Raw genomic sequence first — 19,267 nt, forward strand, 5'->3', positions numbered from 1 at the left:
CACACGCGCACGCCCCGACATTCGATGACGAGCCCGGACGATCCAATCGGCTCCGGCATCGGCGGCGATGCCATCTCTATGGGCAGGAATAGTTCGGCCGGCTCGGATGCGGACGCCGCGGTCCGCTCCTGATCCCGCCGCCACTTCGACACAAGATTCGCGTTCAGGCCATGCGCTCGTGCAACTTCTGCCAGTGAGCGCGTCGGGTCCCGTGTGTCGGCCACGACCTGCGTGCGGAACGCCTTCGTGTAATTTTTGGAGCCTCGTCGGCGACCCCGCGCCTTGATTTCCATTTCTTATGGTTCCCACCAAATTCTGGTGGGAACCAGATTGCCGCCTAAGGCTCTTCATGAACAGACGGTGCTGGGGCCACGCTTACGAAGGTTATCCACAGCCTGGGTTGAAAAATAAGCAACATCCCCAACCGGATCATGCAAGCCGGGCGCCACCACGTCAGAGGTGAGATGGCCCCCGGCGAGCCGGTCACGATCGCCGGAACGGCCGGTCACGATAAACCGGAAATGCCAGTCACGATGCCGGAATCCGCGGTCACGATAATCCGGAATGACTGGTCACGATCGGCCGGAAATACGCAATCACCGAGGAAGGCCTTCGCATACTTTCTTTTGCGTAAAAAATTTTGCGAAATTTTGCGCGCTCTGCGTCCATGTCAAAAAAGGTATTTCCCGAGAAGAGGGCTCTTGCTCGTTTTTCCTGAGCTCAAGCCATGTCTTAATGGCAGCGGCCAAGTCGCTTCCCTGATTGGCCGAAAAATAGTAGGCGTGTTCTCCAGCCACCTCGCGGAATACCGGCAAGTCTCGCGCGATAATTGGCAATCCGTGCCGAGCCGCCTCAATTAGAGGCAAACCAAAGCCCTCACCATAGGACGCGGCAACCAAACATGAGCTTGCAGCATACACACGCGACAAATATTCATCAGTAACACTTTCCAGCCAAAACAAACGCTTCCCTTGTTCAGCATGGGTTCGCAGCGCGACCGCCAGATTCTCAACCAACCACCCCTTTTTACCGACAATAACCAAGTTGACGTTCTGGTTCTCACGCCACAGTTGCTCGAAAGCGGCCAGCACCTGGGCGTGCCCCTTCCGAGGTTCCAATGTGCCAACCATTAAGAAAGTCGGGATATCACTCAACGGCTTGAATGCCGAGCCGGCATCGCCCGGAACTCCTGGCAATCCGAGCGGATTGTCAATATCCGCGCCGAGATGAAACCAATCAATCGCAAAAGATTGGGCCCGTTCGGGAGCCCACTGATTGATCCAATCAGCAAGCTCTCCCGCAACCGCTTTCGAAATGCATATTGCGCCATCGCTTTCCAACACCACGCTCAACCACCGCTCAAATCCTTCTGTCGCGCCAGGAACGAAGTATTGCGGCTGAAGAACACAAAGCAGGTCATAAACAACAAATTTGACCTCTACTCCACGTAACTTCATATCCTGATAAAACGCGCGTTGCGCCGGAACAATCTGTGGCTGTAGATCCAATCCGATGAAAATGTCCCCGGGACCATAATCAATCGGTGCGTCTTGCAACCAATGGTCTTCAAAACCCATTAGCTTCATCGTAAAGCTGCGAGCGTAGCGGTAGGCCTGCTCGGTCGTCGCATAAACGGGTTCCACTCGGAAACCTTCCGGCGGATGCTCCAGCCACTCCTTCAGCAAACTACAAACCACTCGCTGAATTCCACTTTTTGCGTCGCGTTGGACAAGTTCCGAAATATCTACCAATAATTGCCGCCGGCTGTTACGCGGTACAAAGTTCATCGCCGTAGACGTCGCCAATTGCCGAAAGTGAGTGTCGTCCGCCTCACCAACACGGCTAATAATTGTGCGCGCTAACACAGCGGTATTCGCGCTGGCCTGGTGATAGAAAGATTCGATAGCATTCCGATATCGTGCGGCGCACACATCCGGCGAGTGATGAGTCAAAATGGTTTCTCGTGCCAACGCTCCCATTTTTTGGCGCAAGCTCGAGTCTGAGTACAATGTGTCCAATGCGTTCGTTAGCTCGTGATCGGAAAATTCGTCTGGCAGCATCCAGACGGTCTCGGGATCCAGATCCGCCATGCTGCCGTTCGCATTAACGATCGTCGCCTTTGCGTAATTCATGCAATCTAGGACCGTTGCGGAAGTCTCCCCTCTAGAAAGAGTCCGCAATTGCACACCGACGTCTGCTGCAGCCAGATATCGATGGAAAGTTTGGGTGTCTGCCCAACCGGTAATGCGGACATTGGGTCGCTCGCCCAGTTCATGAATACTACTGACCAGTTCGTCACCGTAACGACCGAGCTGATTTTCTCCAACGAAAATTAGATGGCACGTAGAATTATGGGCCAGCGACGAGTCGGCCCATGCTTGTAACAACCGGTGATTCAATTTTGTCGGACCTAGTAAGCCGAATGCACAGACCAAGTAATCGTTTTCCCCAAATCCTAACGATGCGCGAGCGTCGGCTTTATCAAAATCAACCGCAGTATTGCGCGCAAGAGGTATCTGAACCCAATCGGCCGTATCCCCACCGTACCATTGCCGTGCCAATCGTATCGCATTTTCCGAGTGAACGATAAGCCCCAGGCTCTTCTGAATCACATCCAAACTACACGGATATTCCCACACAACATCTGCCGTATCCGATTTCTGATGCCGGTCTCTCACACCAGCATAACCGTGCCCCGCGTACAGCGCCGTGGACCAGTAGCCAGGGTGCCATCTTTGGGTATCCATCTCGGCTGCAATCCCAGAAAGAAAAAAATCGTGCAGCGCCACTACCCCAGGCACGACCTCGAGGAGCGGAAACATGTATCGATGAAACGATGAATTGCCGAAGTGGTACAGCACACTGTCATATGCATCGGGATTTCGGAGCAAGAATTCCGATGTTCTGACGGCGCCGTATTTGAATTGAACGTCAACATCCATGCCATCTTCAACGATAACATCGATATCGTAAAACTCAGAAAGCGCAGGCAGTAACTGCGCACTGTAGTCAGCAATTCCCGTTCGAGAGGGCGGCAGAGGTGATACATACGCCAACCGGGGGCGCGATGTTTGGCCTAATGCAGTCCGTTTCTGCTCCAACCAAGCCTCATACCGCGACTCCATTGCACTAATTGCACGACGACCGCTTTCATCCCATGAGAACTTTTGTGCTTGGTTCTCGGCGCGCACCACCAGTTCCTGCCTGAACTGCTCATCAGTCAGGCCGCGCCGCATACATTCGGCAATTGATCCATCAGATTTTGGATCGAACAGCGCCTCGCTCCAGCCAATCACTTCCGGCACGCTCGACGTATTCGAACCAATGACTGGAGCAGCACATCGCATTGCTTCCAATACTGGCAATCCGAATCCCTCGTGCCACGAAGGAAACACGAATAGTCGGCACAAATTATAGAAAGACAGTAATTCCTCATCCGGCACAAAATCCGTAAATACGACATCCTGTGCATCTAGACCGAATTGCCTGGCCAAGCGCTCGAACACCTCGCGGCTAGCCGGCTGGATCGAACAAACGATCGTCAGTTGATGAGACTGCCGTAACTCTTGCGGCAGAAGTGAAAAGGCGCGAATCAGTCCCTCGACATTTTTACGGTGATCAATGCCACCCGTATACAGCACGAAAGGCTTGGATAATCCATATTTGCGGCGCAGAATCGCTTCCTGCTCGCAATCAATACGCGTGGGTAGGAACCATGTATCCACGCCGGTGGAAATATTAACTGACTGTTCATTTGCTAAATTCAAATATCTGATACCCTCCTGACGAGAAGATTCGGATATCGCCAACCACAGATCGGCCCGCCGCAGGTGCTCGATCTTTTCCATGTACCAAGCCCTAAAAGAAGGATTTTCCAAGTATGGATCGGGGTAGATATACGGAATCAAGTCGAAAAGCGTAACGGCAACCGGGACGCTTTCTTGGAGAGCATGAATACTCGTTACTGATTCGTCGCCAAAACCCTCGAAAAGACTGGTGATATAGATAAAGTCCGGCTTCAGACTTAGCAAAAAACTTTCATAAGTCAGCTCAGCTGCTCGGCGACGCCAACCATTTTCTTCGCCAACGTAAGCAACCGACTTCGGTGGAGACCAAATGCGAATGTTTTTCCGCGCAAGCGTATGTCTAAACTCTTCGCATAGGGAAGCGTTCTCACTTTCGAACGAACCATTCAATGCGAGGAGGATTTCATGCTCACCGCGATGCCGAATCATAGCCTTGACGATAGACAAGGTATAGCGGCCTATGCCTCGATTTCGCGACGCAAGGCTCTGCGCCCCCTGCATGTCGAAAACAATACGCATCAATGTCTTCCCTTATCTCTACTTTCCAGAGCAGCTTTCAATGCCACGTAGAATTTCCGGGCTCGGGGCGTCAACCCGTCATCCTCAACAGGAACCACGTTCATACGAACCTCGGTCACCGGCACGTCGGTCGTCGGAACCTCAGCCGTCGATTGTATGGGAGCACCGACAATAATGCGAATCAAGCGTTGTTTAACGCTTGGAACAACATCCAGCGCTCGCCCGACCAGTCGTCGTAGTAATGGCCGACGGTCGGCATATATCGCGCACCGCTGCAAGAACCGTCGCGCTTTTTCTTTGCTCCCTCGTTTTGCATTACGCGCGAATGTCGCTACACGCCGCAGCGGTGCCGTAATACGCCACGATGTACTGCAATAGACCGCCTGCAATTGCGTCGAAATCTGTTGCATTTCGCTTCGAACTTGCCGTATGTCCAATTCGACTTGCTGGAAATGTAATTCAACTTGATGGCTATGCGCTCTAGCTTGTTGGTTATGCTGGTCGAACTTCTCGATACGACGATCCAGTAGAGCAACATTTTTGCCGAGGCTCTGAAGTTGGTCCTCGAACTCATTATTTCGATTGGTCAACCGATTTTCGAATCGACTCGCCAATACTGCCAAGGTCAGCCCATAATCTGCATTAAATGCATCGTCAAATAATTTCGACAGATCTCCATCACAGACTTTTTGAGCAACTATGCCATAGTCTGGGCTTACGCCGCCCAATACATCCAATAAATGAACGTCAACATTCTGGTCGCGCAGGATCTCCGATTCTTGCAATCGTATTTTTTTTATCCTTGAAAACCCAGAGTACTCAACGACGAATCCAAGAAGCTCTGGAGGGATCGGATTTTTATGACTGGGATCTAAATAAAAATTACACCCCGCAACAATAATGTTTTCAGGGTTGGGGGTCTCAAGAATCAAAATCCCACCCGGGCGTAACACGCGAAACGCCTCCGATACTAGTGCAGCAAGGCACTCGAAATCCAGGTGCTCCACTACGTGAAACGCCGAAACCACAGATAAGGACTCGTCGGGTATTGAGCGCAATGCACTCAGCGCGTCCTCTTTTTGAGCATTTAGCCCCAACACATGGCACGCCTCAAGCATGCCATCGTCCAAGTCGACTCCTTTGGCGAGAAATCCCTCCTCAGTCAGGAGTTCCAACCACTCTCCACGGCCACACCCTAAATCAAGAGCAACTATGTCAAACCCAAACGTAAGCAATGGGCGAATAAATGGCAAATACGATCTCTGTCGCTCTTTTATCTGCGTCCTGGAGCCACGATGTCGATCTTCAAACGCGCGATAAAATTCATAACTCATAATGAGCTCCTGATGCCAGTCTACAATCAAACCCCGCCCCAAAAAACGCTTGTCTAGACATTAATCACATTAAATTCCAGTGTATGATCTTGCTTTGATAACTGTTATTAATATGATTATTTCTGGCCTGCTCGTTTGTAATACCATAGTCGCCAGTGAGTTCAGCCCCGTCCGCACAGCCCCAAGGAGGAAACGGGGATAAATCGACTGAATCTCCCGCATTACACTTCCGACGATAAAAGCTGTGGCACAATGTCAAAGCCATCAGGGTGATGCAGTCGATTTACAGTCCATGGCGGATCGTCGCGATCATTTTCCGTCCTCGCCCAGTTGGGGTGGCAACTCTTGTGTTGTGTGCCGGATCGAGCGGCTTGCGACCGCGCTTCTTGCGCCTGGGGCCCGCCACCTCGACCTCGGCCGTCCCTTCTTCTTCCTGCGCCGGCGCAGCGTTCGGCGCGAGGGCCGCGGGAAGGCATGGTCGCTCGCGGCAAACAGAATGAAACCTGCCTCGGTCTTTACAAGAACATCCCTTGGCTACAAGGTATGGCAACGCGACGCGCCGTGGCATAGCTATATTCTTCAATTCGATCGAGACGAGAATAAATGTTCTCGATCCAATCCTGCAGTCTCTGAGAGGCGGGATCAGATAGCTGCCGAAAGCGATGCTGGGACTGCATGTGCAGTTCGGGCGGTACATGTAATTCCTGGAGCGTGGAAGCCAATGCTCTGCGAATCTCCTGCTGTGACTTCCCATACGATTCGAGCAACTCCCCTCGTTGCACGACCTTCTTGCGCCGTAATAGTGGACGCATGCCTGATTTCGTGCAGAATATTCTGATGCACGCCATCGAGCAGATAACTCCCCATCCTTGATGCAATCGGCCGAAGCAAGGGCTTGGCCAGACGAAATCCGAACCGCGCGACCGGCCGCAACACCTTCTTGATCCAGGACGTAGTCACTCCATCTTGTGGAATTTCCTGCCCGGTGTCGTGATCATGAGTCATGGTGATATCGGCCTGCGCTGGAGCACGCCGCACCGCCAGCCTGTTTTCCATTTTTCATTCGCTTTGACGCAACCTGAAAGGCTGCCGAAACATCCACGCCGTCGCGATGTATCTCGTTCATTACGAACTCAGGCTCCGAAATAGGCTGGAACCACCGATTGCGGATCCCCATCCATCCGGACTTTACCATGTTCGAGCCAGATAACACGGTTACATGTATGCAGCACCAGATCACGTGAATGGCTGGCGATCACAAGGATGTTGGTGGACTGCACCAACTCCGTCATGCGCTCTTCGGCCTTATGCTTGAAGCCCTCGTCACCGACCGAAAGCCACTCATCCATCAGCAGGATCTCCGGCCGCACGATGGTCGACACGGCAAATGCCAGCCGCAAATGCATACCGGTCGAATAGGTACGCAACGGCATATCGACGAAATCTCCCAATTCGGAGAATTCGATAATATTCTCGATCTGGCTGGTGATCTGCGCCTTGGTCATGCCCAGCAGGCCGCCACGAAGATAGATATTTTCCCGGCCGGTCGCTTCCGGATCGATTCCGAGCGAGATATCGATCAGCGATCCGATTTCGCCTTTGATCCTGGCGTTTCCGGAGGATGGCTCATAGACGCCGCTCAACAGGCGAAGCAGCGTGCTTTTCCCCGCCCCGTTGTGACCGAGCAGGCCAACCCGATCGCCATCGCGAAGTGTAAAGGACAGCCCCTCCAAGGCCCGGACCACCACCCGGCCCTGCTGATCCGCGCCCAATTGACCACCGGTTGCGACTTGGATCAGCCGCTTCTTCAATGATCTGCCACTCGCGTTGTAAATAGGAAAATCGACGCAGACGTCCTTGAATTCAATCGAAGCCACTGTTCAATTTCCTTATTCAGAGCCAATAGGCGATGCGGCGCTTGTAACGTCCATACACCAGAATCGCTGCGCCCCACCCCAAAAGCGCCATGGCAAGGGATACGCTCCAGTTCAGCGCGGTCGGAACTTGGCCCAGCAACGGAGAGCGGACAATTTCAAGCACGTGATAGATCGGATTCAAATCAAGCAGATAGAGACTGGCTCGCTCCGGCAAATGGCTTGGCATCCACATGATGGGCGTCAGGTAAAAAACAACCTGCAAAACGCTACCCACCATTTGCGGCAAATCGCGATATCGGGCACACAGGATCGCCAGAATCAAGGCAACCCACGTCAGATTGATGATCGCCAGAAACAGGCCCGGGATAATTAGCAAAGCAACGATGCTCAATGGCTTTCCCACGGCCAGGAATACCAGCGGCAGAATCACGATATTGTGGCCAAGAATCAGCACATTCCGCCAGATCATGCGCAAAATGTGAACGAACAAGGGGATCGGGAGTTGCTTGATAATCCCTTCCGCGGCAATAAATCCAGTACAACCTTCCGTGACAATGGAAGAAATGAAAGCCCACAGAATCATGCCCGCCGCCAGATAGGGCAGGAATTCGTCTAGGGGCGATTTAAAAATCTGCCCGAAAACGATCCCAATAGTGCCGATCATGACACCCATGCTGAGCGTCAGCCAAAATGGCCCCAACGCAGATCGTCGATAGCGTTGGCGAACATCCTGCCATCCCAGCATTGCCACCAGGGAAAGGCGCCGCGATGCCGCGCTTATGTCAGAAACCGCTGCAACTGCCAAACCATTGCGCATTACAAACACCGAGTTAGTCACAAAATGCAATTTTAATCCAGGCAAAGGTGTGAGTCATCTTTGCCAACCGTATTCAGAACTTCCGGCGGCAAATCGCCCCGTCAACCTGCACGATGCGCCGATATAACTCCACGTAGGAGGCAGCCATTTTCTCCGCCGTAAATTCTGACTCGAATCTCTGGCGGGCCTGAGCGCCCATGATGGCAGCGAGAGCATCATCTTCATATAACCGCTCCATTGCCTTGCGGAAGGCAGCCGGATCGCCTGGTGGCACCACCAGACCCGTTTCACCATCGATATTGATGAAACTGCTTCCAGTTCCGATTTCGGAAGAAATCAACGGTTTGCTGTTCATGGCCCCCTCCAGCAGGGTCACGCCATAAGCTTCCGAACGCAAATGTGACGGGAATACAACTGCATGACAGAGACTCAGCAGCGCCATTTTATCCTCGTCCGGCAATGCTCCGAGAAAATGGACGTTATCAAGCCCGAGCGACTCAGCCTGCTTGCGCAGCTGTAATTCTATCGGTCCAGCCCCCACAATAACGACATGAAAAGGAGCTCCTTGTATGGCGTTGAGCAAGATATGCAGGCCCTTGTAATAACGGATAACGCCAACAAACAGGAAAAAGCGGTTACCCACCCTGTCCTTCCAATAGGCAACGCGCTCTGATTTAACGGTCGGGTAACTGGCCTCGTTCAAGCCGATCGGGACCACTGAAACCTTGTCACGAAACTCCTGCAGGGTTTCACTGGTCTCGACATAGTTGGGAGAGGTCGCCACCACCGCGTCCATGCTTCCAATGAAGCGCCGCATCAGTGGGCGATAAAAGTGCAAAAGGGTACGTTGCCGGACTATGTCCGAGTGATAGGTCAACAGCGAAGGCCTACGCGGGCGCCCAAGCAGATGGAGCATATCCCCAAAAGGCCACGGGAAATGGTAATGGATGACATCCGCCCATTTCGAAGCATCCTTGAATGGCTTCAGCGCCGACAACGAAAACGGGGTTGATGCCACATCGAGATTGGTGGGCGCCTGAATGACTTCGATCTCACCGTCACGCACCCGACGCACCTGACGTGTCGATTTACTCAGCGTAAAGACGCGACCTTCCACACCCAGCGGGCGCGCCGACAGGATGATTTGACGAATCACTTGCTCGACGCCACCGAAGGAGTCAGGGTAATAGGTCTTAAAAACGTGCAATACGCGCATGTTGGTCCGGCTTCTCAGGCGACGCGTCGGTAAACTTCGGCAGTCAGCTTGGCCGTATTCTCCCACGACAGGCGAAACGCACGCTCCCGGCCCAGGGCAATACATGTGCTGCGGACGTTCCGATCCTCGGTCAGCCGCTCCATCGCTACGACAAGTTCAGCCACGCTGGACGCGTCGACTTCCACGGCCGCACCGGCGGCAACCTCTGGCAAGGACGAACTGGTCGAAGTAATCACGGGTACGCCGCAAGCGAAGGCCTCCAGCAGCGGGATACCAAATCCCTCATACAGTGAAGGAAACACAAAGACGCCTGCACCGGTATAAATAGCCTTCAATTCCTGCTCACTCTTCACTGACTCGAGCCACACGACACGCTCTCCGCGGGCCTGCGCGGCACGGATCCCATCAATCTCCGCCTGGCAGCGCCAGCCAGCCCGGCCGACGATGACCAGTTGTCGCGTTTCGCGAATTCGCCTTGGCAGGGCAAGATAAGCGGCCAGAATCCGGCCAACATTTTTCCGCGGCTGAATCGTCCCGACAAACAGGAAATATTCCGGCGCCAGCCCGTACTTCGATGCGACGCTTACGACTTCCTGCGCATCGACCGGTTGCAGCCACTGGCGATCAATGCCGCAGGGCACTACCGAGATCTTCCTTTCATCGACGCCGAAGAACTCGACCAGGTCCGCGATCGAAGCGCGCGCGTGAGCAATCACATGATCGGCATTGCGGCCAGCCTGCCTGATCTGCCAGTTCTTCAGTGCACGCAACCTTGGACTGGTCCATTCCGGATGCTTGAGTGGAACGGCATCATGGAGAGTGGCGACTACCGGGCAATCCATACGTACCGCACGGAAATCCGTGGCGTGATAGACATCGATCTGCCTCCCGACCCTTAGCCGGAATCCCAGACTGCTGATGGCCGCCTGCACGAGGAATGGGTGCGGAAAGGTGACGGCCGCGGTCATGGCAAGCGTGCCTGCCGAGCGGTTCGAGTAGAAGCACGGAATCGGCTGGCACCCGGAGCCGGGCAGCGCACGCACCAACGCGCTGGTGTAGACGCCGATCCCATCGATTCGTCCACCATGCGCACCTCCCACTATAGGCAGGGAACTGATGCCGACACGCAGCTCCCTCATCCTGCGTACATCCAGCGCAGCGTTTCTTCGAATGCCGGTCTTTCCAGACCAGGAACCAGGGACTCCAGCTTCCTGGTGGATCCGACCAGCATACGCACCTCATTGGGTCGTACAAAAGCCGGATTGACGTGGACTTCAATCGAATAGCCAGCGAGCTGCTCGACGACAGCGATGATGTCTCGCAAGCTGAACGGTTGCCCACTGCAGACGTTCACCATCTCCCCGCATGCAGGGCCGTCCAGCAGCGCAGCGTAAATGCTGGCGACTGTGCGCACATCGGAAAAATCGCGTGTTACATCGAGGTTGCCGAGCTCGATGGAACGCTCGCCCCGCTTGAAATGCGAAACGATCTTCGGCACCAGGAAATGCTCTGCCTGGCCGACACCGGTATAGTTGAACGGCCTGGTCACGATGATCGGTAAACGATCGAACCAGGTCCGGACCATATACTCCATCGCGACTTTGCTGGCGGCGTAGTGATTGACCGGCTGCGGCTGCTGGCTCTCTTCAATGACGCCTTCACAGGCATTGCCATAGACATTGGCGCTGCTCGCGATGAGAATCTTCGCCGGCTGGTGCCCAACGTCGGCACACGCCTGCAGCAGATTCAGCGTGCCGAGGACATTGACGCGATAGAACGCCAGCTCATCCGCATGTGCGACATAGCTGATGGCGGCAAGGTGCGCAATATAATCTGGCCGCTGCTCATCGATGACGCGGCGGCACTGATCGAGGTCGGTAACATCCAGCGGAATATCATCCGTGGCAGCCACGTCCGGATGGACGGACGCCCCCATTACGCCGACGCCGGCCTGGCGCAGCGTTTCGCTGAGATAGTGTCCGGTAAATCCACGCGCCCCAGTAATCAAGGCGCGTGGCACCGCCTTCTTAGAAGGAGAAGCCAATCTGATTTCTCCGCAGATCTGCCTCGACCATCATCTGGCACAGTTGCTCGAGTGTGGTTTGCGGTTGCCAGCCCAGCTTTTCCTTTGCTCTGGCCGGATTGCCAATCAGCAGGTCAACTTCAGCGGGCCGGTAGAACTTCGGATTGATGCGCACGATGGTCTTGCCCGTCGCGGTATCGACACCCATTTCAGCCTCCCCGCTGCCCTTCCACTCGAGCGACACATCCACGGCCTTGAAAGCCATCGTCACGAAATCGCGAACGGTTTCGGTACGGTTGGTGGCAAGCACGAAGGTGTCCGGCTCGTCAGCCTGCAGCATGCGCCACATGCCTTCGACATATTCCTTGGCGAAACCCCAATCCCGCTTGGCATCCAGGTTGCCCAGTTCCAGGACATCGAGCTTACCCAGCTTGATTTTCGCTGCCGAGTCCGTGATCTTTCGCGTCACGAACTCGCGCCCGCGCAACGGCGATTCATGGTTGAACAGGATGCCGCTGGAACCAAAGATCCCATAGGACTCGCGGTAATTCACCGTGATCCAGTGGGCATAAAGCTTGGCCACGCCATACGGGCTGCGCGGGTAGAACGGCGTCGTCTCGATCTGCGGGATGGCCTGCACCTTACCGAACATTTCGGAGGTGGATGCCTGATAGAAGCGGATCTTCGGATTGACGGTGCGAATAGCCTCGAGCAAATTGAGCGCTCCGACACCGGTAATTTCAGCCGTGGTCACGGGCTGCTCGAATGAGACCCCGACGAAGCTCTGGGCAGCCAGGTTGTAGACCTCCGTGGCGCCACTGGTCTGCAGCAGGCGAATGCACGTGCTCAGGTCAGTGAGGTCGAACTCCACCAGATGAAGGTTGGGGTGATCGGTGATGCCTAGTTCATCCATGCGCCAGAAGTTGACCGAGCTGGTCCGGCGATAGGTACCGTAGACGGTATAGCCCTTCTCCAGCAGAAGCTCGGTGAGATAGGCACCATCCTGACCGGTCACCCCGGTAATTACAGCAACACGTTGATTCATCGTTCTAGTCCTGAAGAAATGTTGACATTCAGTGTTCTCGATTCGGGATGGACGTCACGCCAGCCGCCCAAAGAGCTTCCCAGCCAACTGGCGCGCACTCTCCCGCCAAGTAATGGGTCGAATTCTACCCGCCAACGCCCGACGCTCGTCCTCCGGCATCTCTGTGATGCGACTTACCGCCTCTCCGAGCGAGGAAGGCACGCCAAGTTGAAAGTAGATGGCACCCTCGCCGCCGACCTCGCGGAACACGGGGATGTCGCTTGCCAGCACTGGCACCCGGTGCATTGCGGCTTCCACAATCGGCAAGCCGTAGCCTTCAATCGTGGAGGCGGCAATCAGCGCTGTGGCGCTTTCGTAGCAGCGATTGATCTCCGCGTCGGTAAAAGCCTCGATCACAAACAGCTTCTTCCCGTTCATGGGATGGTTGCGAATCCTCGATACGAGGGCTTCCACATGCCACCCCTGCTTTCCCGCGAAGCACAATCGTGCGTCGCCGCCGGCGGCCCAGATCTGCTCAAAGGCATCAAGTACAAAACCGTGCCCCTTGCGCGGCTCAATGGTGCCCACCAGAAGAAAGAGGGGTGAAGACACGTCATCGACCATGGCCTGCACCGCTGGCCTGATGCTCAATTCCTGTTCTAGCACTGCCAGATCGGCGCCAAGGTTCCAATGCTCAAGCAGAAGCGGCCGCGGAGGCTGTACTTTCGCGTCAGCAAGATGATCCGCCAGAGTTGTCTTCACTGCTCGCGAAATGCAGATCAGCATATCGCTCTCCATCACCGCCGACCGCAGCCAGTTCTTGAAAACGGAAACTAGGCCAGGACTGCAGTACTCGGGGTGCAGGATTGGGATCAGGTCGTAGACAACCGACACAATACGCCCGCCAAACTGCCTGACCTCCTCGAATACGGGCAGGAACTGCTCATACTGTTCCCAGGACGAATCGAGCATCAACAGCACATCACCCGGATGGATATCGATAACCGCGTCCCCATATGCATCGCGCTTTCGATCGAACACCGACGCGACCACACCGGCAGCCCGAACCAGCCTGCCGTTGACAAGCTGCACAACTTCGATCGGCGGCGTATCCGCACCGAGGCACAGCTCACGCACGATATTGCGCACCACCCGCTGGATTCCACTGCGTGCATCAGTCCTGGCCAATTGCGTCACATCGATCAGGAGCCGGCCATGCCGATTGAGCCTCAGGTTATGGCCAGCACTTGCGCAGATCCTGTCGAGCAGCGACTCGTCCGAAGGCAATTCCTCCAATGACTGTGCGACCTCATCCACGAGGCGAGAAGGCGCAAGATATGAAGCGCTATCAAGAAGCGATTGAATGCCTTCGACATTGCCACCCACCAAATCCAGAACTGTGATCGGCGGGCACCACCCGCCGGCTTGAAGCCGGCGCACCTGGTTTGCGGCCTCTTCAGTCTGCGTAACGACGGACAAGGTGGAAGCAAGCACATCGAGGACCGCTGGCTCTCCCCCATTACTCTCATCGCAAGGCGGCAATAACAGGGATCGGATCCCTGGCTCCAGGCAAGCGCCCGCCAGGCCGGAAGGGCCTAGTACCAGTACGCCCGGATTCGTCCGCATCTCGCGTAGCAGCCAGGCAGGAGGTGCAGAATCCTGGCTTGAGTACACGACCGTTCCACTGCGCAAAGCGCCATCGAAGGCCGTCCCTTCTGCCGATCCGGCGTGGATCGACAGACTGTGACCGGGCTGCGCTGCTTGCACCTCGACATTCGCAAACGCGGAAAGCTGAACGGCAAGCTGGCTACCCTCGCCTGGCTCGTCGCTGCCGGAACAGCCCGCGTCAGCAGATATGATGGAAACCGCCGGCCGGGTATCTCCAACTCCTCTCGCACTACACTGCTCACGGACGCGGGGCATCTCCTTCGCGTGCTCGATAGCCTGCCAGGCTTTCATGCCCGTTGCATCCCAGCTGAACTCAGCCGCGCGAGCGATGCCGAAGGTCCGCAACTCCTGCTGCAAACCTTCATCGGAGAGCACCCGTGACAGGGTGACAGCGATGGCCTCCGGATCTTTCGCGTCAAACAATACATCGGTTCGACCCACCACTTCCGGGATCGACGAATTGTCAGCCGCAATGACTGGCGCACCACAGGCCATTGCCTCCAGGACCGGCAAGCCGAAGCCTTCATAAAGCGATGGGAATACAAAGACCTTGCACTGCTGGTAGAGCGCAACCAGCTCGGCGTCATCGACATGGCCCGTGACAACGATATCACCATCGCGCAGGCCGAGCGCCTTCGCCTCATGCCAGAACTCCCCGCGATCTCCCGTTTGATTCACTACGAGCTGATGCGTATGCCGCAATGCTTCGGGCATGCGCGCATAGGCGCGCACCATGCCTGACAGATTCTTGCGGTAATCCGCGTTGCCTGTATACAGCACGAAGGGGCGTTGAATACCAAACCGGGAGACATCACCAGGTGTCCCGCCCTTGGCGAGGGGGCGAAACCGTTCGTCCACGGCTCCGCCGATAACGGCAATGCGACCCGGCTCGATGCCGAGATGCTCTATGGCATCCCGCCGCGTCGCCTCCGAGATTGCAAGCAGCAGATCGAACCTTTTCAGATGCTGAAGGCGCGCCGTATACCATTTCTTGAAGGTTGGCGAGGCATCCAGGTACTGTGAAGGAAAGAGCCACGGAATCAGATCGTACAGGACTGCAGCACGCAGGCTAGCACCCACACGAATCCCCGGATCCGGCGCAACGCCATTTTCCGCCCAGCCCTCGAATGGACTCAGGCACAGGACCGCATCCGGGGACAGAACCCGATAGGCGCCGGTTACCAGGCTTGCAGCTAGTCGCTCGTCCATGGACGCAGACACACCGCTATGCCGATAACTAGCGAAGTGTCCGGTCTCAAGCATGGGTGACAGCATGGTACGCAGTTCGTCGCACGACTTGCCATACTGGGCGTCCGCCAAAGCATGAAACTGATGCCCGCCATTGGTGCGCACAAGCGCCTGCGTCAGTGCCAGCGCATATCTGCCAATGCCACGCAGACGGGATGTCGTTTGGCAGGGAAGAAGGTCAACCAGAAGCCGCATCAGGAGGGTTCCCCGACGATCTTATAATCAGTCTTCAGCCGATTGATGAGGGCAGCCTTAAAAATCTGCGCATCTTCGGTGAGATATGGCACTACCAGCGTCTCGGTGGCTATAGCAGCACGAACGCGGCGCATCAACCAATCCCAGAGTCCCGGGAATCGCTTGGCGATCAACCTGAGGATTGGTCGCAACCATGCCTGAGCCTGCACGACCAGCACCAATGCTTTGGTCACGCGTCTAAATAATGCAAAAGCACTTGCTCTTGGCCGCTTGACTGCACGCAGCGCCTTTGCGGACGCCCGCAGCGGCTTGGTAAGACGCCATGACGTACTAGCATGCATAGCATCGAGGCTAGATCGCAAGTTGCCGTTCTCAGTTCGCAACTGTTCGAGTTCGGTGTAGAGGGCCTCATAGCGACGAACCGCCTTTACAAGGTCCGCTTGACGCTGTGCACCTTGTCTTGCCATCTCCCCTTTTTCCGCTACACCAGCCTGCCGCTCCTCGACGCGGCCGATGGAGACCATGCGATCAATAACGAAATCGTCGAATACGTTAGGAGGCACTTCAAATGCGAATTGCGCATCATGCTGCTCCTTGGCAACATAGTAGCGATTTAGCCCGTCGAAATATACAAAGTTATATCCGGCCGACAGGATAATCGGCTCCCAAAGCTGATGATTTTGCTCGGTACTGTTCGGCTTGGTAGCCTCCACGATCAGTACCCAGGGACGCCAGACCTCCAGATCGAGACCCTTCAGTACGGCCCTCTCAGCGCCTTCTACATCAATCTTGAGAAAATGGATTGGACGCATTGCGTAGCGGTCAAGCACACTTGAAAGCGTGTCGACATCGATCTGCTGCGTAAAGACGTCCGTGCCACGGGCGCGATAAGCATCGGCAACGGCCGAATCAAGCGTTGACAGCCCTCGCACAGGAATAGAATAAAACGGAACCGTCCCCTTTGAATCTCCGACGGCAATGGCAATGTTAATGTCGCGCGGTCGTACCTGACAAAGCCGTCGCCAGCTATCCTGCTCCGGCTCAATGTTGATGCCAGACCAGCCATGCTCATAAAACAGCCTGGTTACTGAATCGATATCCGGGTCACTCGCACCAACGTCAACATAGAAGCCATTAGACACGTGTTTGAGCGCGCGCCACAGCAAAACGTCTTCGAAATTCTGCGCGTACGAGGTAATTGTCATTGACTTACTAGTTAGGACTTGTGGGCCCACCGCGCATTCGGCCTGATCACCTGCGCAGAAGCCTTGGTCAGGGGCGAGCCACGTTTAGACGCCGTCGGGCACAGCCGTTGGGGGAGATGCCTTTCCATCGATTCGGCTGTGGCTGGTAATCAGGACGGCGAATGAAGCGCATAAGCGGCACCAGATTCGGTGAGCGCTTGTCATAGTTACGACAAGCGCTCACCGCACCGCACGAAAATGCCCCTTGGCCTACACCACCCGGCCGTATGAATCTTCGAAGCGTACGATGTCGTCTTCGCCCAGATATTCACCGCACTGGACCTCGATCAGGACGAGGTCCATTACCCCCGGATTGATCAACCGATGCTTGTGTCCCGCCGGGATATACGTAGACTGATTCGGTTGCAGCGAGATGACTTGTTCACCATTGACCACATCTGCGGTGCCACTTACCACAATCCAGTGCTCACTACGGTGATGATGCATCTGCAACGACAGCTGAGCGCCCGGCTTGACCACAATCCGCTTGATCTTGAAGCGGTCACTTTCCTCCAGCACTGTGTATGTGCCCCATGGACGGTGCGCAGTTTTGTGGATCTTATAACTGTCGTGACCGTTCTTTTTCAGCTGCCCGACGATGTGTTTGACATCTTGCGTGCAGTCGCGATTGGCCACCAGCAACGCATCAGGAGTGTCGACGATGATCAGGTTATCAACACCCACGGCGCCAACCACGCGCGCATCGCTCTTGATATAGCAGTTGCTTACGTCATGCAGCAGAGCATCCCCGTAAATCCGGTTCCCCTGCGCATCTGGCGGCGTCAGTTCGCTAATGGAGTGCCAGGAACCGATATCGCTCCAACCCATGTCGCTAGGCACAACCGACACGCGATCGGATTTTTCCATGATTGCGTAGTCGATGGAAATATCGGTGACGCGCTTAAACTGAGCCGCGTCTAGTTCAAGCGAACGGCATCCGTCTGCGGTTGAGCTAGCACCCGCACCGAAGCTGCTCTCGCATGCCTGGAGCAAATCCGGCGTGAAGCGGCTGAAATCCTTGAGAATGGTTCGGACAGAGAAGCAGAACATCCCGGAATTCCACAGATGTGCCCCGCCAGCCACCAGTGCCTCAGCCACCTCAAGCTTCGGCTTTTCCACAAAACGCACGACTGGATGAACACCATCCAGACCTTGCTCGCAGTCAAATTCAATGTATCCGTAGCCGGTTTCCGGCGCAGTGGGCCGAATGCCGAAAGTGACAATCCGCCCTTCCAAGGCCGCAGCAGCGGCTGCTTCGACGGCAGCCCGGAACTTGTCCAAGTCTTCGATGAGGTGATCCGCCGGCAACACCAACATTACCGCATCCTCGCCATGATTCTCGCGAACCCAGCAAGCCGCCGAAGCCACGGCCCCTGCGGTATTGCGGCCAAACGGTTCCAGAACGAAGCCAAGCGGAATCCGTTCCTCATTGACCTCCTGGCACTCGTCCCGGGTCAGGAAGAAGGTTTCCCGGTTGGTCACAACTACCACCTCCGGCACTTCATCAAACAAAGTGGCCCGCTTAAATGTCTTCTGCAGCAGACTTTCACCGTCAGCAAGCTTCAACAGCGGCTTGGGGAATGCCTCTCTGGAAACCGGCCAGAGACGGGTTCCTGCACCACCGGAGATAATGACTGGAATGATTTGCATGATTGACCACTTTTTTGACTCAGGGCCAAATTGTAACGGAGCATCCCGCCGACCCTGTAAGACCCATGTAATTTTGTCTTGCCATCTGTAACGTTCACGGCAATTAGCCTCTCGCCTCTTGCCAAGAGCGCTCTATGTTGCTAGCGGCCGGAGATGGGGCGAAATTGATTGCCTTGCAGCGTCACCGCCACGGCAGGAGATGCCAAATGCGCCTCTCGATGTCGGTGTTGTGGTAATTAGATCACAAAACGGATGGAACGGCCCGATACACGCACTTACAGAATCGCCTGTGCATAAGCAGCTTTCGTGATGCCGAAAGCGCGGGGATTTGAGCAAGAACGGTGATGGACGCTGGAGGGGTTCCCTCAGGGAGCGTGCACGCACGCGCCTGAGGGAAGATGTCGCCTTTATTGTGTCGAGCAATGAAGGAGACCTCAGCAGTGTGCCATGCCTTGCTACAAACGCCGGCGTTTTTTGCCCTGTTACGCCGGATCGACGAAGACCTGATGACGGTGGCGCGGGACAGGGGCTGCTGCCATTGCAGCTCTGTGCTGCACAGTGCCAACTATCCGCGTAAGCCACGGGGATGCCCACCGGCAGCACACCCGGACTGCGCTACGCGCCTGAGCCTGTGCTGTGCCGGATG

Annotated in this window: 13 protein-coding genes; all 13 read right to left on the reverse strand. The window is 55.5% G+C overall.

Features of this window, described 5'->3' with window-relative positions; translation table 11 throughout:
- A partial coding sequence (locus K309_RS40635; protein ID WP_156914487.1) for a transposase occupies positions 1-293 on the reverse strand: 293 nt, incomplete at its 3' end.
- Positions 294-596: 303 nt separating this feature from the next.
- Positions 597-4,325, reverse strand: a complete 3,729-nt coding sequence (locus tag K309_RS0129825; RefSeq protein ID WP_029049755.1) for a glycosyltransferase — start codon at positions 4,323-4,325, stop codon at positions 597-599.
- Positions 4,325-5,659, reverse strand: a complete 1,335-nt coding sequence (locus K309_RS40640) for a class I SAM-dependent methyltransferase (protein WP_084402608.1) — start codon at positions 5,657-5,659, stop codon at positions 4,325-4,327. The genes K309_RS0129825 and K309_RS40640 overlap by 1 nt, the downstream gene beginning before the upstream one ends.
- A 642-nt stretch (positions 5,660-6,301) precedes the next feature.
- The gene (locus tag K309_RS42055; protein ID WP_156914488.1) at positions 6,302-6,715 is read right to left on the reverse strand and encodes a hypothetical protein; all 414 of its coding nucleotides are present in this window, start codon (positions 6,713-6,715) and stop codon (positions 6,302-6,304) included.
- 77 nt (positions 6,716-6,792) lie between these two features.
- Entirely contained in the window at positions 6,793-7,536 is a 744-nt protein-coding gene (locus K309_RS0129830; protein ID WP_029049756.1) for an ABC transporter ATP-binding protein, read from the reverse strand.
- A 16-nt stretch (positions 7,537-7,552) separates the two neighbouring features.
- On the reverse strand, positions 7,553-8,374 hold the full coding sequence (locus K309_RS0129835) for an ABC transporter permease (RefSeq protein WP_232232550.1): 822 nt from the start codon (positions 8,372-8,374) through the stop codon (positions 7,553-7,555).
- A 52-nt stretch (positions 8,375-8,426) separates the two neighbouring features.
- Positions 8,427-9,569, reverse strand: a complete 1,143-nt coding sequence (locus tag K309_RS0129840) for a glycosyltransferase family 4 protein (protein WP_029049758.1) — start codon at positions 9,567-9,569, stop codon at positions 8,427-8,429.
- Positions 9,570-9,583: 14 nt separating this feature from the next.
- Positions 9,584-10,708: a glycosyltransferase family 4 protein gene (locus K309_RS0129845; RefSeq protein ID WP_029049759.1), complete on the reverse strand. Its 1,125-nt coding sequence runs from the start codon at positions 10,706-10,708 to the stop codon at positions 9,584-9,586.
- Positions 10,705-11,613, reverse strand: coding sequence for a GDP-mannose 4,6-dehydratase (locus K309_RS0129850; RefSeq protein ID WP_029049760.1), 909 nt, complete (start codon positions 11,611-11,613; stop codon positions 10,705-10,707). Before K309_RS0129850 ends, K309_RS0129845 begins: the two co-directional genes overlap by 4 nt.
- Positions 11,597-12,637: a GDP-mannose 4,6-dehydratase gene (gmd, locus tag K309_RS0129855; protein ID WP_029049761.1), complete on the reverse strand. Its 1,041-nt coding sequence runs from the start codon at positions 12,635-12,637 to the stop codon at positions 11,597-11,599. The genes K309_RS0129850 and gmd overlap by 17 nt, the downstream gene beginning before the upstream one ends.
- Positions 12,638-12,691: 54 nt before the next feature.
- A complete protein-coding gene (locus tag K309_RS39370; protein ID WP_051320687.1) occupies positions 12,692-15,727 on the reverse strand; it encodes a glycosyltransferase family 4 protein in 3,036 nt (1,011 codons plus the stop codon).
- On the reverse strand, positions 15,727-16,932 hold the full coding sequence (locus K309_RS37910; protein ID WP_051320688.1) for an FkbM family methyltransferase: 1,206 nt from the start codon (positions 16,930-16,932) through the stop codon (positions 15,727-15,729). Before K309_RS37910 ends, K309_RS39370 begins: the two co-directional genes overlap by 1 nt.
- A 249-nt stretch (positions 16,933-17,181) precedes the next feature.
- Complete coding sequence (locus K309_RS0129870; RefSeq protein WP_029049762.1) at positions 17,182-18,621, reverse strand: mannose-1-phosphate guanylyltransferase/mannose-6-phosphate isomerase; 1,440 nt, start codon at positions 18,619-18,621, stop codon at positions 17,182-17,184.
- Positions 18,622-19,267: the final 646 nt, after the last annotated feature.

Source organism: Cupriavidus phytohabitans, assembly GCF_000426345.1.
Lineage (GTDB): Bacteria > Pseudomonadota > Gammaproteobacteria > Burkholderiales > Burkholderiaceae > Cupriavidus.